The organism is Shimia sp. R11_0, from assembly GCF_017744035.1.
In the GTDB taxonomy this organism is placed as follows: Bacteria; Pseudomonadota; Alphaproteobacteria; order Rhodobacterales; family Rhodobacteraceae; genus Shimia; species Shimia marina.
Genome location: NZ_JAGHQY010000002.1, coordinates 410,199 through 432,129, shown reverse-complemented (window position 1 = coordinate 432,129; position 21,931 = coordinate 410,199). Strand labels below are relative to the sequence as shown.

Below are 21,931 nucleotides of genomic sequence, written 5' to 3'. Positions count from 1 at the left end.
GAGAGGGTGCAAATATGCTGACACTACAATGCCCCTATTGCGGCGTCTGGGCCGAAGAAACTGAACTGCATGCCGAAGGCGAGGCGCATCTGAAGCGCTTTGGCCCTGGCTCCAGTGACGATGAGTTTGAAGGCTATCTCTTCATGCGCGAGAACCCCAAGGGCGTGCATTTTGAGCGCTGGCGCCATTCCAACGGTTGCGGCAAGTTTTTCCACGCGGCGCGTTGCACCATGACGCTTCAGGTCTTTGGCACATACTCCGCGCAAACGCTGGAACCGCCACAAGACATCAAAGACAAGATCTCGGCCGTTCAACCGAATTGGTCGTGGAGGGAATTCTCATGAGCACACGTCTGAGCACAGGCGGGCGGCTTCTTGACCGCGCCAAACAGGTGAAGTTCAGCTTCAACGGCAAACAGTTCACCGGATATGAAGGCGACACATTGGCCTCAGCGCTTCTGGCAAATGACCAGATGCTGATGGGCCGGTCGTTTAAATACCACCGCCCCCGTGGGGTTGTGGCCTCTGGTGCCGAAGAGCCCAATGCGCTGGTGAATATGGGGCAGGGTGGCAAGTTTGAGCCGAACCAACGTGCCACCACAACCGAGCTGTTTGACGGGCTGACGGCGTCTTCACAGAACCACTGGCCGTCTCTGGAATTCGATGTGGGTGTGGTGAACAACTATGCGGCGCGCTTCCTGCCTGCAGGGTTTTACTACAAGACTTTCATGGCGCCCGCAGCGGCGTGGAAACATGTGTTTGAGCCGATTGTGCGCCAGTCTGCTGGTCTGGGCAAAGCGCCCAAAGACCGTGATGCAGATCGTTATGAGCATTTCTATGCCTTCTTTGACGTGGTTGTTGTGGGCGGCGGTATCGCGGGCCTGCAATCTGCCAAGGCTGCGGCACAGTCCGGTGCCAAGGTCCTGTTGATGGAGCAGACCGCCCATTGGGGTGGCCGCGCTTCTGTGGATGGCGGCACCGTCGAAGGCGCGCCTGTGGCCGAGTATATTGCGGCGACTGTGGCAGAGCTTGAAGGCATGAAGAATGTCACGCTGCGCAACCGCATGATGGGGGCTGGCGTTTATGACCATGGCTATGTGCTGGGCTATGAGCGTGTGACGGATCACGCGCCGCTCACCGATGGTCCGCGTCATCGTCTGTGGCGTATTCGCGCCAAACAGATCGTGACCGCCACGGGTGCGATCGAGCGCCCGCTGTCCTTTGCTGGCAACGATATTCCAGGTGTGATGCTGGCCTCCGCTGTGCGCGACTATGCCGAGAACTTCGGGGTTTCCTCCGGGGATCGCACGGTTGTTGTGACCAACAATGACGATGCCTATCGCACGGCAATCGCGCTGAAGAAAGCGGGCCTTGATGTGCCTGTGATCCTTGATGCGCGGGCCAATGGCGGCGGCGCATTGATGACCGAAGCCAAAGGCATGGGGATCCGTGTTGAGCTTGGCAAAGGCATCGCGAAGGTCAAAGGCGGCAAGCGTGTGACCGGCGTTGCGATCTGTGCGCAGGCAGGTGAAGGCGCAACGCTGGAGGAAATCTCCTGCGACGCGGTGGCCATGTCTGGCGGCTGGTCGCCGGTTGTGCACCTCTGGTCCCATTGCGGCGGCAAGCTGATCTGGGATGAGACGCAGTCTCACTTCCGCCCAGATGCGGATCGCGCACCAACCAGCCATGATGGCAAAGCCTTTGTGACCACCTCTGGCAGCGCAAGTGGGCCTTTGGGTCTTGGCGATGTCTTGGCAAATGCACATGAGGCGGGTGTTGCCGCTGCGAAAGCCGCAGGCTGTGAGGCCGAAGTCGATGTGGCGCCAAAAGGTGAGAGTGACGTAGAGCGTGCAATGCAGGCTGTGTGGCTGATGCCGCAGGGTGCTGGCCCGAAGCTGCGCATGAAAGCCTGGCTGGATTATCAGAATGACGTGAAGGTCTCTGACGTGCGTCTGGCCGCTCAGGAAGGCTATGAAAGCGTTGAACATACCAAGCGTTATACCACGCTTGGCATGGCGACAGATCAAGGCAAGTTGAGCAACATCAATGGCTTGGCTGTGCTTTCTGATGCACTTAATCAGCCTATCCCGGCGACGGGCACCACCACGTTCCGCCCACCGTACACGCCGATCTCCATGGGATCTATTGGCGGTGAGGCACGTGACGAGGTGTTCCAGCCGCTGCGGCGCACGCCGATCCATGAGTGGCACGAAAGCAATGACGCATTCTTTGAGCCAGTGGGCCATTGGCGGCGCCCATACTGCTTCCCGCGCAACGGCGAGAGCCATGCGGATGCTGTAACCCGAGAGATCCGCCAGACCCGCGACAGTGTGGGCCTTCTGGATGCCTCTACGCTTGGGAAGATCATCGTCAAGGGCCCCGATGCGGGCAAATTCCTCGACATGATGTACACCAACATGATGTCCACGCTGAAGCCGGGCAAATGCCGCTATGGCCTGATGTGTAACGAGAACGGCTTCCTGATCGATGATGGTGTTGTTGCCCGTATCGACGAAGACAGCTTTCTTGTGCACACCACCACCGGGGGTGCAGAGCGCATCCACGGCTGGATGGAAGACTGGCTGCAGTGCGAATGGTGGGACTGGAAAGTCTACACCGCCAATGTGACTGAGCAATACGCGCAGATCGCGGTTGTGGGTCCCAACGCCCGCAAGGTGATCGAGAAACTGGGCGGTGAGATGGATGTCTCCAAAGAAGGCCTCGCCTTCATGGAGTGGAAAGACGGCAAGATTGGCGAATTTGACGCCCGCGCTTACCGGATCTCCTTCTCTGGGGAGCTGTCTTACGAGATCGCCGTGCCAGCCAGCCAGGGCCGCGCCTTCTGGGATGCGCTTTTGGAAGCTGGCGCAGAGTTCAACATCATGCCTTATGGCACCGAAGCGCTGCACGTGATGCGGGCCGAAAAAGGCTTCATCATGATTGGGGATGAAACCGACGGCACCGTGATCCCGCAGGATCTCAACATGCAGTGGGCCATCTCCAAGAAGAAGGAAGACTTCCTTGGCAAGCGGGCGCAGACACGTGACCATATGGCCTCTGAGGATCGTTGGAAGCTGGCAGGCTTTGAAACTGTGGACGGCTCTGTCATCCCTGACGGTGCTTACATCATCGCCGACGGCAAAAATGCCAATGATCAGCGCAATGTGCAGGGGCGTGTGACCTCTACATATTACTCACCAACGCTGGATCGCGGCATTGCGATGGGCCTGATCCATGGCGGTATGAAGCGCCTTGGCGATGTTGTTGAATTCAACAAGGTGGACGGCTCTACCGTGAAAGCCAAAGTGGTGGATCCGGTGTTCTATGACAAAGATGGGGAGAAGCAGAATGTCTAAGGCTGTGAGCGCCCTGAACGGGGCATCGTTTGAAGGCTTTGTAAAAGTCGAAGAAACCGGTCTGCGCGGTATGATCACCGTGCGCGGAGATCTGGATAGCGCGGAAATGTCGGCGGCCGTGAGAGCGGCCACCGGTGCGCAGATGCCGGCACAACGTAAAGTGGCGTCCGGTGACAAAGGTGTCGTGGCCTGGATGTCGCCGGATGAGCTGCTGGTCGTTGTGGATTACGCAGAGGTGCTTGAGACTGTAGCCACGCTGACCACTGCGCTGGCGTCGTCCCATGCGCTTGTGGCCAATGTGTCGGACGCGCGTGCCGTCTATCACGTCTCTGGCGAAGGCAGCCGTGATGTCCTTGCCAAGCTGGCACCGGTGGATTTTGGCAAAGACGCCTTTGGCGTCGGCGATATCCGTCGCTCCCGCTTTGCCCAGGTGCCTGCGGCGGTTTGGGGTAATGAGGACGGCAGTTTTGAAGTGATCTGCTTCCGCTCTGTGGCGCAATATGTCTTTGATCTGCTCAAAGTCTCTGCGACGCCGGGAGGCGAAGTCGGGTTTCACTGACGTCCTTTTGCAAGACATCAAAAAAGCACCCCCCATTCGGGGGTGTTTTTGTTTCTGGCGTTGGCTGGGCACGATGGCGGTTGTTTTGACCTAAGTCCAAGCCTTGACCCTTCGATCGGTTTTCGCGGTGGACAGGCTTGATTTTGGCCCTTTGCTCTTGACCTTAGGGGGCTTTAACCCCCATCTGTGACCAGAAGAAATTTCGCGCAACAGAAGAGGATGCTGCAATGGCTTTCGAACTCCCCGATCTTCCTTACGCTCATGACGCTCTGGCTGACAAAGGCATGTCTGCTGAGACCCTGGAATTCCACCATGACCTGCACCACAAAGCTTATGTCGACAACGGCAACAAGCTGATCGCGGGCACCGAGTGGGACGGCAAGACTCTCGAAGAGATCATCGTTGGCACCTATGATGCAAATGCAGTGGCGCAAAACGGCATCTTCAACAACATCTCTCAGCTGTGGAACCACAACCAGTTCTGGGAAATGATGGGCCCAGGCGCATCCGCAATGCCGGGTGAACTGGAAAAAGCGCTGGTTGAGAGCTTTGGCTCTGTTGACGACTTCAAATCCCAATTCGCAGCAGCAGGCGCTGGCCAGTTCGGCTCCGGCTGGGCATGGCTTGTGAAAAACGCAGACGGTTCTCTGGCCGTGACCAAGACCGAAAACGGTGTGAACCCGCTCTGCTTCAACCAGACCGCTCTGTTGGGCTGTGACGTGTGGGAGCACTCCTACTACATTGATTACCGCAACAAGCGCCCAGCCTATCTGGACAACTTCCTGAACAACCTGGTGAACTGGGAAAACGTCGCATCCCGGATGTGATCTGAGTTTTAGAAGAGTTCAAACGGCGCTTTCTAGGCGCCGTTTTTTTTGTGTCTAGCTTGTGGTGAGGTAGAGTTTAAATTGTCTGTAGAGACCTGATGGTCCGGGCCCACGATGCCGGAAGCCGCAGACATCTGTTTGCCAAGAATAGTCATGGCGATCTAGCCGGACAGTGAAGCAAGCGTTTCCGGATTCGTTGTCGAGCTTTCGGACTATGTGGCACTCGCTCGTCGCCGGACACCGTTTCTCGCCGACCAGAACGCTGGAACCCGCGCGTATGTTGCTGATTGTAAGGTTGCCATTCTCCGCAGCGCCCTTGCAGTTTTCGCCGCGCACGAGATGCACGTTATAAACATACGCCCAATCCCGATCGCTGCCAAAAAGACCGGTTCGGAAAGATTTATAATAAGCGCGGATGCACAGGTTGAGGTTTGAGATGTCGGCCTCTACGCGGCGTATTTTCTCCTCCCTCTGCTTGCGTTCTTCAAATTGTTTCTTTTGTGCTTGGCGCTCTTCTTCCAGCTCGGCAGTGGGGTTTTCTTGTCTGGCTATGGTGAGCGGGTCGAAGATAGTGTCTGGGTCTGCATAGACAGCGTTGGCCCAAATGAGAGCGGTCGCAGATAGGAGATTTCTCAAGTTCAATAAAACGTTCCTTCTTCAAATGATTGCACACTATCACGTTTGTGGCCCTGAGATCCAAAATTATAGGATTCGTATGCGGCAAGAGCACTCTGTGCATGGTACTTAGGTATTTTGCTGATTAAAATTGTCGGATATATGATGTTCATCTGAGCGATAGAAATCAAAGATGGGATCTTCTGATGGCAAAAACCGCAACGAGAGTGCTGAGTGTGCTGCGTAAGGAGTTGGTGACGCCTAATATGTTGCGCATCGTATTTGCAGGGGAGAGCCTTGCAGAATTTCCTGACAACTGTGATGGCGGCTATATCAAGTTGATCTTCCCGGATGTGCCGCGCAGTCATCCTGATCGGCCTGTGATGCGCACCTATTCCATCCGCAGTTTTGACGCTGCGTCAGGTGTGATGACCGTTGATTTCGCTCTGCATGGAGAGAGCGGGGGGATTGCAACGGACTGGGCGCTGAATGCGCGTGTGGGAGATAACATTCTGATTGCAGGGCCGGGCACGATCAAGATGGTCGATCCTGCTGCGGATTGGTATCTGATCGCGGCGGATATGACCGGCCTTCCAGCGTTGCTTTGCAATGTGGAACGCCTGCCAGCCACAGCGCAGGGCTATGTTGTGGTGGAAGTGCGGTCAGAGGCGGACAAGGTGGCGCTGGAACTGCCTGAGAACGTCGAAATGCACTGGGTGATCAATGCTGCGCCTGAGGTCGAGAAAGGCGCATTGGTTGAGAAGGTCAAAGCGATGCCATGGCTTGATGGTAAGGTCAGCGTCTGGACCGCCTGTGAGTTTGACACGATGCGCAGTTTACGTGGCTACTATCGCAATGACCGCGCCGTGGGGCGCGACCAGTTCTATCTTTCAAGCTACTGGCGGGCTGGGCGGACTGAGGATCAACATAAGGTCGACAAACAGGCTGACAGTGTCGCGGCCGCGTGACTTTAGCTTAAAGCGCTGCTCAGAAGCTCTTCCAGCTCATCTACATCTGAGGCCACTTGAATAAACGCGCGCAGGCTTGCCTCGGCAAAGCCCTGTGCGATCACATGGTCGACCAGCGCAATCAAAGGATCCCAGAACCCATTGATGTTGAGCAAGACAATGGGTTTTTCATGCAGACTGAGCTGACGCCAGGTGAGCACTTCAAAGAACTCATCCAGAGATCCGGCACCACCGGGCAAAACCACTAAAGCATCGCTGTTCATGAACATCACTTTTTTGCGTTCGTGCATGTTTTCGGTGACGATGAATTTGGTCAGATCGCGTTTGCCCACTTCCCATTCCAGCAGATGCGTCGGGATCACGCCAAAAGTGTCTGCGCCTGCGGTTTGTGCCGCATTGGCGACGGCCCCCATCAATCCAATATCGCCTGCACCATAGACCAGCCGCCAATTTTTGCCTGCAATTCGCGCACCAAAGTCTTCTGCTGCGGCCTGATACGCGGGGTCTTGACCGGAACGTGAGCCGCAAAAGACACAGATAGAGTGTGTTGCCATGAAATTCTCCAATATGTTCAATGCTCTTTTGACCAGACCTACCCCTGTTGGTAAGCTCGCTCAACCAAGATGATGGCCGACTTCGGGGGATAAGCGGCGATGAGCGAAAAAGCGTCAGTATTCAGTGGAAATGCGGTTTGGGTGGCCGGGGTCGTGGTGGCTTTGGGCGTCTCCGTTTATGCTCTTTTGGCCAGCGGCGTCCTTGAGGGTGGCTTAGAGACCGCTGAGGAGGCTGGCACGTCTGAGGTCAGCAATTCCGTGTCAGACCTTGCAACTGAAACGACGACGTCGCCCGCAGTTGCATCGCGCGCAGATGCCGATGAGGCGGCGGCTACAGAGCAGCCCACATCGGCAGCGGATGGTGCGGCCCCGACACAAGAAAGCAGCTCTGACACTGCTGGTGTTGCGACGGAGAAGCCGGTTCAGGGCGAGAACCTTGAAGAGGTTAGCGTCATTGCGCCGTCTTTTGATGTTGTGCGTGTGGATGCCGAAGGCAACACAGTTGTGGCGGGCAATGCCGCGCCAAATGCGTTGCTGGCGATCCTGCTGGATGGGGAAGAAATTGCCCTCGCGCCGGTGGACATCGACGGAAAATTTGCTGCTATTCTTTCGATTGATCCGAGCGAAAAACCGCGTGTGCTCAGTTTGGCTGAGCGGGGCGAAGATGGAGATGTTCTGTCTGATGCAACAGTGATTGTTGCGCCCGTTTTATCTGCGGCACAGGGCGCAGAGGCACAAGCCACAGAGGATGTGGCCTCTGACGTTCCGCGTGCGGGGCAGGTGCAAAATGATGCGGAAGTCGCTGTTGTCGCTGTGAAAGAGAGCACGTCTTCCACTGAGGATGCTCAAGGCACAGCAAGCTCCGAGCCTCTTGCAGGGACTGTTTCCAAAGCGCCAGCTGTGATCATTTCGGACGCAGAAGGGGTGCGTGTGGTGCAACCCGCCGCGCCAGAAGAGGCCGTTGAGGAAGTATTGGCGGCGGTAACGATTGACTCCATCAGCTATACTGACACCGGGGCGGTCATGGTTTCTGGCCGTGGCAATCCAAGCAATTTTGTGCGCCTGTATCTGGACAATGATTTTGTCGCTCAGGCAACGATTGGGGATGCCGGGCTCTGGTCTCAGCAACTGGCTGATGTGGCTGGCGGTCTCTATGAGTTGCGGGTGGATGAATTGGACCCGGAAGGCAAAGTGACATCGCGTGTTGCGACGCCGTTTAAACGTGAAACACCCGAGACTGTTGCCCGTGCGCGCGGGCAGTCAGAGGCACCTGCGCCAAGTGAGGCAGGGGAAACTGTTGTAACGGAGACTGCTTCCGCTGCTGTGCAGACAGAAGCTGCAGAGACCACAAAGGCTGTTGAAGAAATTGCCAAGGCCTCCCCTGATACTGCGGCGGGCGCGGACATCACATCCACAGGTGCGAATACTTCAGGTGATGACGATACTACCGTTGCCGTGGCAGTTGCCGGGGAGATATCGCAGGCAGTTGTTGCCGACGACGTGAAGGCTCAAACCGAGGCTGGTCAGGTTTCGCAGGAGCCGGTGACCGTTGATGCAGGCGCTGCACAGGATATAGCGCCTGCCGGCGAGGTGGCTGTCGACGCAACAGTGGCTGAGGAAAAGCCAGCGGAGATTGCGCCGGTGACAACGCAGCCTGCTGCGGTTCCGGCTGTGGAGATTGTGACGGTACAGCCGGGCTCCACTCTTTGGGCGATTGCGCGTGATCAATATGGCGAAGGTCTTTTGTATCTTCGGGTTTTTGAGGCCAACAAAGACAAAATCCGCGACCCTGATCTGATCTATCCGGGGCAGGTTTTTACCGTTCCTGAGTGATAACCTCTTCTCCGAAATGACGAGGGGCTCCGTCCGTCAGCGGGCACAGCGCCCTTGCTTGCGCCTGTTTTGAGCCCAAATGTAGTGCAAAGATCTATTTTTCTGCGCGTTTTCTCGGCGCACATCGGTTTGCCTTGCCATTTTTGAGACTGTGACTTGCGCGAGATCGCGGCTTTGGGCTGTCCTGAATGTGCAGGGGGCTTAGGGTTCCGTTGCCTTGAGAGAGGCAAGTCTGGTCCAAGAAGCGCCACCTGACCGGCAAATTCCGGCAGGCACACGGCGGGGCAAAATCCCGGGAGGTTACTGCGCTGGTTTTGTCCGCGCCTGATCTCTTTGTTCCGCCAGCGGACGTAAAGCCAACCTAGAGGTCGGCGGGACGTGACAACGGGGAATGACATGCAAGGAAAACAGAAACTGTTGGCTACCGCGCTTTCCGTAGGGGTTTTGAGTGCATTTGCGGCACCGCTCGCAGCCCAAGAGAAAACTGAATTCAGGTTGGCGTGGTCTATATATGTGGGCTGGATGCCATGGGGCTATCTTGAAGACAGCGGCATCATGGACAAATGGGCCGACAAATACGGCATTGATGTGGAGATCGTGCAGTTCAACGACTATGTCGAGTCCATCAATCAATACACCGCCGGTGCTTTTGACGGGGTCTCCGCCACCAATATGGACACGTTGTCGATACCGTCGGGTGGTGGCGTAGACACAACTGCGCTGATCGTGGGGGACTACTCCAACGGCAATGACGCGGTGATTGCCAAAGGGGCGGAGAGCTTGGCCGATTTGAAAGGCAAGCCGGTCAATCTGGTGGAGCTTTCGGTGTCGCATTACCTGCTGGCGCGGGGGTTGGACACCGTCGGGCTTGAAGAAGCGGATCTGGCATCTGTCATCAACACCTCTGATGCGGATATGATCGCGGCCTATGCCACACCGGATGTGGAGGCTGTTGTGACCTGGAACCCTCTGGTGTCGGAAATTCTTGGGACCAGCTCCGATGCGGTGACCCTTTTTGACAGCTCCAAGATACCGGGCGAAATTCTCGACCTTATGGTTGTGAATACTGAGGTCTTAGAGGCCAATCCCAATTTTGGAAAAGCCGTGGCAGGGGCTTGGTATGAAGTCATGGGGCTGATGGCGGCAGGTGACGAAGCTGCGCTGACGGCGATGGCGGAGGCATCAGGTACTGACTTGGCGGGCTATAAAGCACAGATGGCGGCCACGGAGATGTTCTTTGACCCGGCAGCGGCTGTTGCCCAAGCAAGCTCTGACGCATTGCCCACCACCATGACCAGTGTGGCGGAGTTCCTGTTTGACAAGGGTATTTTGGGCGAAGGCGCCCCAAGTGCGGATTTTGTCGGGATTGCCTATCCGGATGGGACCGTGACCGGGGATGCGGGCAACGTGAAGTTCCGCTTTGACACCACCTACATGCAGATGGCGGCGGACGGCGCGCTGTAACGCATTGGAAAAATGGCCTTGGCAGACAGATCGCGTTTGCCGGGCCATGGCCAACGACGAGGAGGCTTGCCATGCGCCTGATCAACATGAGACCTGCGCGCCCCGGTGCTGTGCTGCTTGCGGCAGTGCCATTTGTGATGCTGCTTGTGGCCTATAGCATTGCGTCCGACATGCGCCTTGCCGCCAATCCGCAAGACAAGCTGTTGCCTGCGCCTGCGACCATTGCAGAGACGGCGCAGCGTTTGTTCACAGTTCCTGACAAACGCTCCAAAGAGATCCTGCTGTGGCAGGACACAGCGGCCAGTCTGGCGCGGCTGCTTGGGGGCGTTGGCATTTCTGCGGCGCTTTCGCTGATCTTTGGGTTGGCGATTGGGCTGTTGCCCTATGCGCGCGCGACGTTGTCGCGTTTTGTTGCGGTTTTGTCGATGGTGCCGCCGCTGGCCTTGCTGCCGATCCTGTTCATTGTCTTTGGCCTTGGGGAGCTGTCTAAAGTGGTGCTGATTGTGATTGGCATCACCCCCTTCATGACCCGCGATCTGGCGCAACGGGTGATGGACATCCCCAAAGAGCAGATTGTGAAGGCGCAAACGTTAGGAGCCTCCAGCTGGGTGATTGCAGCGCGTGTGGCGCTGCCACAGGTGTTGCCACGGCTGATTTCCAATGTGCGACTTTCCCTTGGCTCCGCCTGGCTCTTTCTGATCGCAGCAGAGGCCGTGGCCTCCAACGTGGGGCTTGGCTACCGCATCTTCCTTGTGCGGCGTTACCTCGCGATGGATGTGATCCTGACCTATGTGATCTGGATCACGCTTTTGGCCTTTGTCATTGACTGGCTGCTCAAAACCGTTTCGCGCCGGGCCTTCCCTTGGATGGAGGCCGGCCTATGAGTTTTGTGAGCGTCCGAAATGTGTGGCAGCGCTATGGAGATCGTTCGATCCTTGAGCGTGTGTCGGTCTCAGCGGAAGAGGGGGAGTTTGTTTCGATTGTTGGGGCCTCTGGCTGTGGCAAATCCACCTTCCTGCGCATGTTGTTGGCAGAAGAGCGCCCCTACAAAGGCGAGATCAGTATTGAAGGTGGCACAACAGCGGTGGAGCCCAATCGTGAGCGTGGGGTGGTGTTTCAGAAATACTCGGTGTTTCCGCATCTGACGGTGCGTGACAATCTGATGGCCGCTGAAGGTTTTCAAACCCGCTTTGGCCGCCTGCGTGGTGCGGCGCGCAAAGAGGCCGCTGCGCGCGCCGATCAGATGCTCACCCGCATCGGCTTGAGCCATGTGGGACAGCAATTCCCGGCGTCTCTGTCTGGGGGGATGCAGCAGCGTCTCGCCATTGGCCAAGCCTTGACTGCGAAGCCGCGTATCCTGTTGCTGGACGAGCCTTTTGGGGCGCTTGATCCCGGCACACGTTTGCAAATGCATGATTTCCTGATGGAACTGCGCGACGAAACCAACATGACGGTGTTCATGGTGACCCATGATCTTGAAGAGGCCTTCAAGCTGGGTGACCGGGTGCTGGTCTTTGATAAGCCGCGCTGGGATCCGCAGGATCCCAACGTGATTGGGGCAACCATCACCTATGACTTTGATGCCCGTCATGGCGGCGTGCCTCATCAGGATATTCTTGATCACTTTCCGTCTCTGGCGGCGGGATAGTTACACATTCCATGCGCCCCCGGGCTCCGCATGGAATGGTCACCAAGGCTCGGAGATCCCTGCCATGAGGCAGGCAATGATTTGGGAGACACCTTTTGTTTTCAGATCCAAAACGCACAGGGTCACATCATCCAAGTGACCTGCAAGACATCCTTACCCGTCGCGAAAAGCGACACCACCACCCGGATTTGACCAAACTCGCCGGATGGAAAGCCATGCTGAAAGAGGCAGATCTGCCAGAGGGGCGCCATGATGAAGAGCGCCGCTGGGCGCTTCGGATGGGGCTTACGGGGGCGGACAGCATTGAGGACAAATCGATTCCGACTTTCGCGCGCGGGGAGCTGCCGCATTTCGCGGGGATCAATACCTTTCTGAAGGCGCCCTATGCGGAGGATGTTCTTGAGGTCGCCAACTATGATGCCACGGTTCTTGGCATCCCGTTTGACGGAGGCACCACCTATCGCCCCGGCACCCGTTTTGGGCCACAGGGCGTGCGCAAAATCTCTGCGCTTTATACGCCTTACAATTATGAAATTGGCGTCGATCTGCGTGAGCAGATGACGTTGTGTGATGCCGGTGACGTCTTCACCATTCCGGCCAATATCGAAAAGAGCTTTGATCAGATCAGTCGGGCCGTGAGCCATGTGTTCAGCTCAGGCTCTTTGCCGATCATGATTGGCGGGGACCACTCTATCGGATTCCCCTGTGTGCGCGGCATTGCGGAGTGCACCTCCAAGAAAATCGGCATAGTGCATTTTGACCGTCATGCCGACATTCAGGAGAAAGATCTGGATGAGCGGATGCACACAACACCTTGGTTTCATTCCACAAACCTTCCCAATGTGCCGGCCAAGAATTTGGTCCAGATTGGTATCGGCGGCTGGCAGGTGCCGCGCGAGGCTGTGAAAGTCGCGCGGGAACGTGAAACCAACATCATCACCATGGGGGACATGGAAAAGATGGGCGTGGACAAGACCATCGAAATGGCGCTGGAGATGGCCTGGGATGGGGTGGACATGGTCTATATGTCTTTTGACATCGACAGCATCGACTGTGGCTTTGTGCCTGGCACGGGCTGGCCGGAGCCGGGCGGCTTCTTGCCTCGCGAGGCGCTGGCGCTGGCATCCGGCATTGCCGCCGAAGGCATCTGTGGCATGGAGCTTGTGGAGGTTTCGCCGCCCTATGACACCTCTGACATCACCGCCCTGATGGGCACCCGCGTGATTGTGGATGTGCTTGGTGCGCTGGTGTCAAACGGCAAAATGGGTGCGCATAAGAGGTTCATCGACAAGCCGGTGACCACACCCCATGGCGACTTTGAAGGGCAACGCTGGTCCAACGATGGCCCGCATAAGGTAGGCCCGTAATGCCACACGATCACCCACATCCTCACGACCACAGTCTCGATTCTGCCCACCATGGGCAGGGTCACAATCACGCCCATGGTGACCATCTGCACAGCCATATGCATCATGAAGATGAAGCGGCAGATCTACAGGTCTTGACGGCGCAGTTCATCGAAGGTTTTTTGCAGGCGCGCGACAAGACGAGCTATCTGAAGCTTGCAGGCGTGCCCTTTGAGCGTGCGTCCAAAGATGGCGCAAAGGCACTGAAGTTAATCGATGTCACGCTCACAACCGACTGGCAGATTGGCACCGCCTCTCCCTCTTTTGGCTCACGTGAACTCAGCTACCTGCCGTTTCCGGGGGAAATGGTGCAGGAGCGTACCAATATGTCGCTGGTCTATGTGTCGATGGATGAAAAATCCACGCTCGACATTCGCGACTTTCTTTACCAGCGCAAACAGGAGATGGAAAAATGAAACAGACGCTTGCTTTGATATTCACGGTTTTGGGCGCGGCTCCGGCTTTGGCTCATGCTGAGGGAAGCTTTCACACACATGGGGCGGAGCTGTTTTTATTGCTTGCGGTTCTGGTGGTTTTGGCGGGCGCGGCGTTTAAATCGATGAAGTGATCAGAGGAGGCGTGGCTTTTTGAGTGCGCGCCTCTGCGATCTCAACCAAATTTTCGGTGCGTTGGGCCAGATGCTTTTCGATTGTGCCCTTGGTTGTGGGCGTTTTACACTGAGCGACCATCAACCGGGAAGGCAGCATGGCAGATCAGGAAAAAACCGCCCAGCAAATCGCGCAAGAAGAGCGACGTTCGGGCAAAAAGATCATCCGTAGCGTTCTGCCCTACCTCTGGCCCAGCGATGCGCCGGGGCTGCGCCTGCGGGTGGTTGTCGCGCTCATGGCGCTGGTGGCTGCCAAGGTGGTCGCTGTGTTTACGCCGATTTTCTACAAAGGCGCAGTGGATGCGCTGGCCGGTGAAGGTGTGCCCATCCTTGCGCTTGGCGCGGTGGGTCTGACGCTGGCCTATGGCTGCAATCGTTTGTTGGCGGTTATGTTTGAGCAGCTGCGTGATCTGCTGTTTGCCAAAGTCAGCCAGCGGGCGTTGCGGCGGCTGGCCATGACTACATTCCGCCATATCCATGCGTTGAGCCTGCGCTATCATCTGACTCGTCGCACCGGCGCGCTCAGCCGCGTTATGGACCGCGGTGTGAAAGGTGTGGCGTTTCTGTTGCGCTTCATGCTGTTTTCGATTGGCCCGCTGTTTCTTGAATTGGTGATGATCTGCACGGTGCTTGCGGTGTTGTTTGATTGGCGGTTCCTGCTGGTCGTTGCAGGGACAATGGTGGTTTATGTCTGGTTCACCTTTGCGGTCACGGAGTGGCGGGTGCGCATTCGCCGCGTGATGAATGATCGCGACAATGAGGCGAGCCAGCGCGCCATTGACAGCCTGCTGAACTTTGAAACGGTGAAGTATTTTGGCGCTGAGAAGCGCGAGGCGCATCGCTATGATGAGGCCATGGCGGGCTATGAAGTGGCCGCCATCAAGACCGCAAATTCCCTTGCTGCCATCAACTTTGGGCAGGCGTTTATCATCAATGCCGGATTGGTGGCGGTCATGGCCATGGCGGCGATGGGCGTCTCTGATGGCGATTTGACAGTGGGCGATTTCGTGATGGTGAATGCCTATATGCTGCAGGTGATCGCGCCTTTGAATTTCCTGGGGTTTGTCTATCGCGAAATCAGACAGAGCCTTGTGGACATGGGACAGATGTTTGATTTGTTGGAGGATGCCGCCGAAATTCGCGATGCGCCGGATGCCAAAGCGATTGCTGTGACAGCGGGGCGGATTGAGCTGGACAATGTGCAGTTCAGCTATGAGCCGGATCGGCCGATCCTCAAACAGGTGAGCCTCGATGTGCCCGGCGGGCATACGGTGGCCATCGTTGGTGCCTCTGGATCGGGGAAATCCACAATCGGGCGGCTTTTGTTTCGGTTTTATGATGTGGCCGCGGGGGCCCTGCGGATTGATGGGCAGGATGTGCGTGATGTCACGCAAGAAAGCCTGCATGACGCCATTGGGGTCGTGCCGCAGGATACGGTGCTTTTTAATGACACGATCCGATATAATATCGGCTATGGCCGCTCAGGGGCGTCGCAAGCAGAGATTGAGGAAGCCGCCAAGGCGGCGCAGATCCATGATTTCATCCAAAGCCTGCCAGAAGGCTATGACACGATGGTGGGGGAGCGCGGTCTCAAACTCTCCGGTGGGGAGAAGCAAAGAGTGGGCATTGCGCGCACCTTGTTGAAGAACCCGCCGATTTTGTTGCTGGATGAGGCAACATCCGCGCTGGACACAGAAACGGAACAGGGCATCAAAGAAGCCCTGGCACGCGCGGGGGAAGGGCGGACTGTGATCACTATTGCGCATCGTTTGTCCACCATTGCAGAGGCGGATCGCATTGTTGTGTTGGAGCAGGGGCAAGTTGTGGAACAGGGTACGCATAGCATGCTTCTGGAACAGCAGGGGCGTTATGCGCAGCTTTGGGCGCGGCAGCAGGCAGACGAAGATGCGGCGTGAGGCCGTCTGTTTGCCGGATGCGTGTGACAAGCCGATGCGTGTGAAGAGCATTCCATAAGTAAAACGCGCGCCTGTCAGAGTGGCGCGCGTTTTTGCGATCAGGGCTTATTCCGCTGCTTTGATATCACCGGAAGCACCCGGATCATTTGCCGGTTTTTTCCCGTCGCCGCGTGGGGCCTCCACCTCTGGGGCCAAGGCTTCAGGATCTACCGGTGTCGACATGTCTGATTTTGTCGGTGCCGGGGTGCCGGCGGCCAAGGCATCCGGCAGGTCCTCATTCCACATCAGAACAGGATGTTTCACATTCCGTGCGGCACGGCGCAGCGCCCAGTCTTGCCCCGCGCGGGAGGCCCGCCCCATGGAAAGACGCGCCAGCAGCTGCATGAGCCAGCCAAAATAGGTGGTTGCCCAGACCCGCAGCGCAAGCATGGAGGGGGTGAACACCAGTGTCAGAACAGTCGCAATGCCCAGCCCGAAGACCACCGCCGTCGCCAGCTGTTTCCACCAAAGCGAGGTCGGGCTGTTGATCGAATAGCCGCCCTCAATAAAGTCTAGGCTCAGCCCGAACATCATCGGCGTCAGACCTGCCATGGTGGTGATGGTGGTCAGAAGCACCGGGCGGATGCGGCTTTGTGCCGTACGCACGATGGCATCAATGCGCGGCATATATTGGCTGTACTCCTGATAGGTGTCGATCAGAACAATGTTGTTGTTCACCACAATCCCGGCCAGAGCGACAATGCCGGTGCCGGTCATGATGATCGAGAAGGTCTGATCCATGACCAGCATACCAACCAAGACACCAGCGGTCGACAAAATCACCGCCAGCAGAACCAGCACAGAGTTGTAGAAACTGTTGAATTGCGCGAGCAGGATCACGAACATCAAGCCCAGAGCCGCAGAAAACGCGTTGGTCAAAAAGGCAGCAGATTCTGCCTGCTCTTCCTGATCGCCTGTCCATTCCCAGCTCACGGAGCGGTCAAATGTCGTTGTATTGAGCCAGTTGGTCAGCGTCTCAATGCGTTCTGTGGGGGTCACAGGCACACGGCGCGCACCGTCATCCAGCGCGCTCTGAACATCCGCAACATTGGTCGCTTCCACCAACGTGTGGATGTGAAAGCGATCCCCATTGGCGGCGGTGATGATATCGCCGGTGGCGGAGACATCTGGGCCAATGCTCTTGAGCAGAGCGTGGGTGACCACATCGTCGTCCTGACCAGACACTACCTTTACCAAACCCGGCTCAATATCTGCTTTCACATCATAGTAGCGTTCCTGATCAATCCGGGCGATGGAAGCGCGTTTGGGAACCGGTGAGCGGGTCACAAAGTTTGACAGGGGCACCAAGCCATCTGCGGTGCGGACCTTGAGCGTGTCCAAGGTGGAGAGCACGCGATCCTGATCGGGGAGGCGGAGGCGGATTTCGATTTCCTCGTCACTGCTGTCCACCCGCATTGTGTCAAGTAGGATACCGCGTGTTACCAACTGTACCATGGCACCAACCGTGGCCACATCTGCGCCGTAGCGCCCCGCTTTTTCGACGTCTACGTCGATTTGCCAGTCGATGCCGGGCAGGGGGAGCGTGTCTTCCACCAAGGTCAGACCCGGAGTGTGTTCAAAAGCTTCACGCGCCTGTGCCGTGGCTGCATTGAGCGCGTCCCAGCCATCACCACGCAGTCGCAGGTGGATGGGCTTGCCTGAGCCCGGGCCTTGCTCAAGCGCTTTGGTTTCGACAAAGAACCCCGGCAGTTTGGCCAACTCAGCATTGAGTTCATCAAGCACCGTGTTTCCGGCGAAGTCCGGCGCGCTCACTTCCCGTTCCAGAAGGTCAAAGAACCATTTTTCCCGCACGGTTGGCCGGTCTTCCCATGGAATGATTTCAAACTGCACCTGACCAATGGTGTCTTGCGGAGACTCGCTATTGCTTGGCCCGCCAGTCGATAGCCCACCTTCGCCAGCAAATGAGAAGACATTGATCACCGCAGGGTGATCAATGATGATGTTTTCGGCGGCCCGCACCATGGCGTCTTTTTCCGCCAGTGACAGGTTGCCACGGGCCCGCACCAATGCGGTGGCCTGTTCAGGTTCGGTATCGACGAAGAATTCAACACCGTTGTTGTTGGACCCGAAGTAACCAATAATAGAAACAACCGTAAAGATGACGGCGACAATCGTCACCACGGGCATTACAGGATTGCCCACAATGAAGCGGATCAGATGGCCAAATGGGCTCAGACGGAAACCGGTTTTGATTGTGCTGCGTTTTGATTTTATTTCTGCTGCGCTGAGCGTGATGGAAGCGGCAAAGGCGGACAGTACGAAGACAATCCCGCCGATTGCCATGGGCAGAATGCCTTCTAAGCCTTCAGCCATCAGGTAATCAGGGTTGAGCATCTGCATGACGCCGGCAAACATGCCCCACAGCGGGAGCGGGACCAGCAGCGCGCGGATGATCCATGGTAGGTGCGCCTTCAGAACGTTGGACGCGCGATCAAAAAGGCGGCTCATACGCCCGGAGATCCCGCCCACCACAGGCAAGTAGATCAGGGCAACCAGCAAGGACGCAGACAGCACAAAGATCATCGTCACTGGCAGCATGCCCATGAACTCGCCGGGTATGCCTGGCCAGAAGAGCATCGGCAGGAAGGCACAGAGTGTGGTGGCCGTGGAGGAGACAATCGGCCAGAACATCCGCTGTGCCGCTTCCACGTAGGCGTGCATCGGACCTGTGCCTTCTTTGATGCGTTTGTCGGCGTATTCAACAACCACAATGGCCCCATCCACCAGCATGCCCACGGCCAGAATGAGACCGAACATCACCATGTTGGAAATGGTGACGCCCATCAGTGCGAGGAAGGCAAAACAAAGGAGGAAGGAGGCCGGAATGGCAAAACCAACCAGCATTGCGGCCCGGCTGCCCAGAGAGGAGAGAATCACGATCATCACGAGCGCAATGGCCGTCAGCACCGAGCCCTCAAGCTGGCGCACCATGGAGCCAACAACGCGACTCTGATCATTTGATGTGCCGACCTGCACCGCGGCTTTGAGCTCTTCAGGCCAGCTTTCCTGCGCTTTGGCGAGCGTGGCCTTAATCTCTTTGACGGTGTCGATGATGTTGTAGCCCTTGCCCTTCACCACCTGCAGGGCAACCGTATTTTCGCCGTCAAACCGCGCCGTGCCTGCTCTGTCTTCAAACGTGAAATTGATGTCTGCGAGATCACCAAGCGTGACAACGCGGTCCCCGTTGGTTTTCACCGGCAAGGCGTAGATGTCACTGACCTCATCAAAAGAGGAGGGGATTTTGACAGAGAAAGTGCCCTGATCACTGTCGACCTCACCGGCGGCGATGAGCTGATTGTTGTTTTGTACAACGCCAATGATTTCGGGGGCCGTGACATTGTAGGACTCCAGACGTAGCGGATCGATCACCACCTCGACCATCTCGTCGCGGTTGCCAGCGATTGCGGCCTCTAAAACCGCATCAATGGCCTCAAATTCGTCTTGCAGATCTTTGGCCAGACGCGCCATTGTCCGCTCTGGCACGTCCCCTGTCAGGTTCACAATGACAATCGGGAATTCCGAAAAGTTGATTTCCGTGATGGTGTATTGATCTGCACCCTCTGGGAAATCAGCCTGAGCAGAGTTCATCGCGTCGCGCACATCTGCGATTGTGGCGCTCTTGTCCCAGCCAAAATCAAACTCAAGCAACAGGGAAGCATGGTTTTCTGACGCGATGCCCGTCATCTTGTCGAGGCCATCAAGGTCAACGGCCTCCGTTTCCATGGGCTTGACCAACAAGCTTTCCGCGTCTTCTGCGGAAATGCCGGGGAAGCTCACCGAAACATAGAGAATTGGGATGTCGATGTCAGGTTCACCCTCTTTGGGCAGGCCTGCGTAAGAAAAGGCGCCCACCACAAGAGAGATTGCGATGAACGCCAGAATCATACGGGCACGCTCTGCGGCCCATGTGATGGCTCCGGTCATGGGTTACGCTCCTGAAAACTCGGGTTCACCTTGACGCCGGCAACCACAAACTCTTGTCCGACAATAATGACATTCGCCTTGTCAGGCAGCCCGCCGACCCAGATGCCGTCTTGCCCATCGCGCAGAAGCTCAACCGGGTTGAAGGACACGGTATTGCTGTCATCCACAAGCCGAACGCCCAATGTACCTTCGTCGTTAAGTGTCAAAGACGACTGAGGTAGAAAATGTGCCGGTGCCCCATCCGCCGAAATAAGGATCTCCGCGGTTTGGCCGTCACGAAGGGCCAGATCGCTGTTGGGCACTGTGATCTCCACGCGGAAAGTGCGTGTCTGTGGATCGGCAGAGCGGGACACAAATGTCACCTGTCCACTCACATCGTGACCTGTGGTCAGGCGGGCACCCGCCAATGCGCCTTCTTCCACCTGCATGATTTCTGTTTCAGGCACGAATCCCACAATGCGCATGGGATCGAGGCGAATGACGGTGCCACAAAGACTGCCTTGCTGCATTAAGCTGCCGAGTTCCGCTGTTTTGCTTTCCAGAAGCCCGTCAAAAGGCGCAACAATCGAGAGTTTTTTGATTTCACGCTCTGCTGCGGCCACAAGCGCCGTTGCGGATTCAATACCGGCCTGCGTGGATTCAAACCCTGAGGTGGCCGATTGTACGGCCGCTTCCGCAGCGCGCACGGCTGCTGCTGCGCTGGCGACGCGCGTTGAGGAGGCAAAGCCGCCTTCAGACAGCTTGCGCGCAGCGTTATCGTTGATACGGGCTTCTTCCAAACGGGCCTCAGCTTCGATCATGGCTGCTTCGGTGCTTGGCACGCGGGCTTGCGCTTCGCTCAGTCTTGCACGTGCTTCTGCAAGGACCGCCATACGTGTGCCAACGTCGAGCCTACAAAGCTCTTCTCCCGCTTTTACATGAGCACCGCGGGGCAGGGGGTCACTGACCACCAGTCCGCTTGTTTCAGCCCGCACTTCCACCTGACGATCGGCTTCGGTCTCGCCGCGCAACACCACGGTGCTGTCAATTGTGCGCGCTGTGCTTTGTATTGCAACGACACGGATCAGGTCATTCCCGCCTGATGCAGGAGCCGAAGCCCCTTGTTTTGCGTCATCCTGTTCCGTTTCAGCCGCGTCTTGTGCCTCCTGAGCATCCAGTTGTTCTGTCGTTGGCGCACCACGGGCAAAAGCCAACAAGCGGTCGCGTTCGACCACAAACATATAAAGAAATGCCGCCACAAGTAGCGCGATGAGAAACGGAATGAGCCGCATCTGCTGGTCCCTGTCTTTGAGCACGCGCCTGCTTGCGCGTAAAATATTGAGAGTCATATTGGCGTTTCAAACGCTGGAGACAACCTAAACTACGCAATTTTGAACTCATCGGTTCAAAAAACACCTAAGACGCGATTTGCCTGTCCATGCTCTGGATCACGCGTACGGCACTTGGCACTTTGAAAACAAAACGATAAGACAAGGCAAATCATCAGGAGTCTCGGCGTGAGCAATACCGACAGTTTCATTGAAGAAGTCACTGAAGAAGTGCGTCGTGATCGTTTGTTTGGCCTAATTCGACGCTACGGCTGGATTGCTGTACTGGCCGTGGTGGCGATTGTTGGTGCGGCTGCAGCGAATGAGGTTCGCAAGAACAATGCGCTCAAAGCGGCGCAGAATACAGGTGATGCGCTGATTTCCGCCGTTGCAACGAGTGAGGCTGCTGCGCGTGTTGAGGCTTTGTCCGACCTGAAAACGGACTCGGAAAATGCACAAGTGGTGGCAGATATGCTCCTTGCAACGCATCAACTTGAGATTGGTGAGGGCTCGGAGGCATCAAATACGCTTCAGGGCATTGTGACCGACACATATGACATGCCTGATATCTATCGCCAGATCGCGGCTTTCAAAGCGGTGCTTGCGCAGGGGGCCGAAACACCTGCATCAGAGCGCAGACTGGCTTTGGAGACGCTGGCTGCTCCAGGCATGCCACTGTCACTGCTTGCACGTGAACAGCTTGCTTTGCTGACCTTGGAAGAAGGGGATGAAGAGAGTGCTGTCGCACAATTGCAAGAGCTTCTTCAGGATGCCGGTGTAACAGCGGGCTTGCGCCAACGTGCATCTCAGTTGATTGTGGCACTTGGCGAAACGCCAACAGATGCGATCGGCACGGTTGCTGGCCAATAAGACTAACAAAGCGTGGGG

18 protein-coding genes and 1 riboswitch are annotated in these 21,931 nt (G+C 56.7%); of the genes, 14 read left to right on the top strand and 4 right to left on the bottom strand.

Features of this window, described 5'->3' with window-relative positions; translation table 11 throughout:
* Positions 1-14: 14 nt before the first annotated feature.
* The 4 genes from J7382_RS06600 to J7382_RS06585 all read left to right on the top strand — a co-directional run bounded on the left by J7382_RS06600 (position 15) and on the right by J7382_RS06585 (position 4,741).
* Entirely contained in the window at positions 15-344 is a 330-nt protein-coding gene (locus J7382_RS06600) for a sarcosine oxidase subunit delta (protein WP_058239225.1), read from the top strand.
* Positions 341-3,355 carry a sarcosine oxidase subunit alpha family protein gene (locus J7382_RS06595; RefSeq protein ID WP_209068149.1) on the top strand — a complete coding sequence of 1,005 codons (3,015 nt, stop codon included), beginning with the start codon at positions 341-343 and terminating at the stop codon, positions 3,353-3,355. The genes J7382_RS06600 and J7382_RS06595 overlap by 4 nt, the downstream gene beginning before the upstream one ends.
* The gene (locus tag J7382_RS06590; protein ID WP_209068148.1) at positions 3,348-3,914 is read left to right on the top strand and encodes a sarcosine oxidase subunit gamma family protein; all 567 of its coding nucleotides are present in this window, start codon (positions 3,348-3,350) and stop codon (positions 3,912-3,914) included. Before J7382_RS06595 ends, J7382_RS06590 begins: the two co-directional genes overlap by 8 nt.
* A gap of 227 nt (positions 3,915-4,141) precedes the next feature.
* Positions 4,142-4,741, top strand: coding sequence for a superoxide dismutase (locus J7382_RS06585; protein ID WP_209068146.1), 600 nt, complete (start codon positions 4,142-4,144; stop codon positions 4,739-4,741).
* Positions 4,742-4,795: 54 nt separating this feature from the next.
* Here J7382_RS06585 and J7382_RS06580 read toward each other — a convergent pair whose 3' ends face one another.
* Entirely contained in the window at positions 4,796-5,383 is a 588-nt protein-coding gene (locus tag J7382_RS06580; protein WP_209068145.1) for a hypothetical protein, read from the bottom strand.
* A 179-nt stretch (positions 5,384-5,562) separates the two neighbouring features.
* Between J7382_RS06580 and J7382_RS06575 the strand changes: the two genes are divergently transcribed.
* A complete protein-coding gene (locus J7382_RS06575) occupies positions 5,563-6,324 on the top strand; it encodes a siderophore-interacting protein (RefSeq protein ID WP_209068140.1) in 762 nt (253 codons plus the stop codon).
* Positions 6,325-6,326: 2 nt separating this feature from the next.
* On the opposite strand, the gene J7382_RS06570 is transcribed toward J7382_RS06575, so the two are convergent.
* Positions 6,327-6,878 carry a TIGR00730 family Rossman fold protein gene (locus J7382_RS06570; RefSeq protein ID WP_209068139.1) on the bottom strand — a complete coding sequence of 184 codons (552 nt, stop codon included), beginning with the start codon at positions 6,876-6,878 and terminating at the stop codon, positions 6,327-6,329.
* Positions 6,879-6,977: 99 nt separating this feature from the next.
* Here J7382_RS06570 and J7382_RS19920 point away from each other — a divergent pair, with 99 nt between their 5' ends.
* From J7382_RS19920 to J7382_RS06530, 8 genes are all read left to right on the top strand, one after another.
* Positions 6,978-8,711, top strand: coding sequence for a LysM peptidoglycan-binding domain-containing protein (locus J7382_RS19920; protein WP_247744869.1), 1,734 nt, complete (start codon positions 6,978-6,980; stop codon positions 8,709-8,711).
* Positions 8,712-8,901: 190 nt separating this feature from the next.
* Positions 8,902-9,012: riboswitch (guanidine-I (ykkC/yxkD leader) on the top strand.
* Between the two features lie 95 nt (positions 9,013-9,107).
* Positions 9,108-10,175, top strand: coding sequence for a putative urea ABC transporter substrate-binding protein (locus J7382_RS06560; protein ID WP_209068138.1), 1,068 nt, complete (start codon positions 9,108-9,110; stop codon positions 10,173-10,175).
* Positions 10,176-10,246: 71 nt separating this feature from the next.
* Positions 10,247-11,059 (top strand): ABC transporter permease, encoded by an 813-nt coding sequence (locus J7382_RS06555; protein ID WP_209068137.1) that lies wholly within the window; start codon positions 10,247-10,249, stop codon positions 11,057-11,059.
* Positions 11,056-11,823 carry an ATP-binding cassette domain-containing protein gene (locus J7382_RS06550; protein WP_209068136.1) on the top strand — a complete coding sequence of 256 codons (768 nt, stop codon included), beginning with the start codon at positions 11,056-11,058 and terminating at the stop codon, positions 11,821-11,823. The genes J7382_RS06555 and J7382_RS06550 overlap by 4 nt, the downstream gene beginning before the upstream one ends.
* Before the next feature lie 95 nt (positions 11,824-11,918).
* Positions 11,919-13,190, top strand: coding sequence for an agmatinase family protein (locus J7382_RS06545; RefSeq protein WP_209068135.1), 1,272 nt, complete (start codon positions 11,919-11,921; stop codon positions 13,188-13,190).
* Positions 13,190-13,645 carry a hypothetical protein gene (locus J7382_RS06540; protein WP_209068134.1) on the top strand — a complete coding sequence of 152 codons (456 nt, stop codon included), beginning with the start codon at positions 13,190-13,192 and terminating at the stop codon, positions 13,643-13,645. The genes J7382_RS06545 and J7382_RS06540 overlap by 1 nt, the downstream gene beginning before the upstream one ends.
* The gene (locus tag J7382_RS06535) at positions 13,642-13,797 is read left to right on the top strand and encodes a hypothetical protein (protein WP_158500673.1); all 156 of its coding nucleotides are present in this window, start codon (positions 13,642-13,644) and stop codon (positions 13,795-13,797) included. Before J7382_RS06540 ends, J7382_RS06535 begins: the two co-directional genes overlap by 4 nt.
* 137 nt (positions 13,798-13,934) lie before the next feature.
* Positions 13,935-15,752 carry an ABC transporter ATP-binding protein/permease gene (locus tag J7382_RS06530; protein ID WP_209068132.1) on the top strand — a complete coding sequence of 606 codons (1,818 nt, stop codon included), beginning with the start codon at positions 13,935-13,937 and terminating at the stop codon, positions 15,750-15,752.
* A 105-nt stretch (positions 15,753-15,857) separates the two neighbouring features.
* Here J7382_RS06530 and J7382_RS06525 read toward each other — a convergent pair whose 3' ends face one another.
* Both J7382_RS06525 and J7382_RS06520 read right to left on the bottom strand, forming a co-directional pair.
* Entirely contained in the window at positions 15,858-19,736 is a 3,879-nt protein-coding gene (locus tag J7382_RS06525) for an efflux RND transporter permease subunit (protein WP_209068130.1), read from the bottom strand.
* Positions 19,733-21,007: an efflux RND transporter periplasmic adaptor subunit gene (locus J7382_RS06520; RefSeq protein WP_209068128.1), complete on the bottom strand. Its 1,275-nt coding sequence runs from the start codon at positions 21,005-21,007 to the stop codon at positions 19,733-19,735. Before J7382_RS06520 ends, J7382_RS06525 begins: the two co-directional genes overlap by 4 nt.
* A 225-nt stretch (positions 21,008-21,232) precedes the next feature.
* Here J7382_RS06520 and J7382_RS06515 point away from each other — a divergent pair, with 225 nt between their 5' ends.
* A complete protein-coding gene (locus J7382_RS06515; RefSeq protein ID WP_209068126.1) occupies positions 21,233-21,913 on the top strand; it encodes a hypothetical protein in 681 nt (226 codons plus the stop codon).
* Positions 21,914-21,931: the final 18 nt, after the last annotated feature.

Coding starts and splice junctions, on each gene's coding strand:
- J7382_RS06535 (WP_158500673.1), top strand. CDS start 13,642: ATGAAACAGACGCTTGCTTTGATATTCACGGTTTTGGGCGCGGCTCCG.
- J7382_RS06575 (WP_209068140.1), top strand. CDS start 5,563: ATGGCAAAAACCGCAACGAGAGTGCTGAGTGTGCTGCGTAAGGAGTTG.
- J7382_RS06530 (WP_209068132.1), top strand. CDS start 13,935: ATGGCAGATCAGGAAAAAACCGCCCAGCAAATCGCGCAAGAAGAGCGA.
- J7382_RS06540 (WP_209068134.1), top strand. CDS start 13,190: ATGCCACACGATCACCCACATCCTCACGACCACAGTCTCGATTCTGCC.
- J7382_RS06590 (WP_209068148.1), top strand. CDS start 3,348: ATGTCTAAGGCTGTGAGCGCCCTGAACGGGGCATCGTTTGAAGGCTTT.
- J7382_RS06550 (WP_209068136.1), top strand. CDS start 11,056: ATGAGTTTTGTGAGCGTCCGAAATGTGTGGCAGCGCTATGGAGATCGT.
- J7382_RS19920 (WP_247744869.1), top strand. CDS start 6,978: ATGAGCGAAAAAGCGTCAGTATTCAGTGGAAATGCGGTTTGGGTGGCC.
- J7382_RS06595 (WP_209068149.1), top strand. CDS start 341: ATGAGCACACGTCTGAGCACAGGCGGGCGGCTTCTTGACCGCGCCAAA.
- J7382_RS06585 (WP_209068146.1), top strand. CDS start 4,142: ATGGCTTTCGAACTCCCCGATCTTCCTTACGCTCATGACGCTCTGGCT.
- J7382_RS06560 (WP_209068138.1), top strand. CDS start 9,108: ATGCAAGGAAAACAGAAACTGTTGGCTACCGCGCTTTCCGTAGGGGTT.
- J7382_RS06570 (WP_209068139.1), bottom strand. CDS start 6,878: ATGGCAACACACTCTATCTGTGTCTTTTGCGGCTCACGTTCCGGTCAA.
- J7382_RS06520 (WP_209068128.1), bottom strand. CDS start 21,007: ATGCGGCTCATTCCGTTTCTCATCGCGCTACTTGTGGCGGCATTTCTT.
- J7382_RS06600 (WP_058239225.1), top strand. CDS start 15: ATGCTGACACTACAATGCCCCTATTGCGGCGTCTGGGCCGAAGAAACT.
- J7382_RS06525 (WP_209068130.1), bottom strand. CDS start 19,736: ATGACCGGAGCCATCACATGGGCCGCAGAGCGTGCCCGTATGATTCTG.
- J7382_RS06555 (WP_209068137.1), top strand. CDS start 10,247: ATGCGCCTGATCAACATGAGACCTGCGCGCCCCGGTGCTGTGCTGCTT.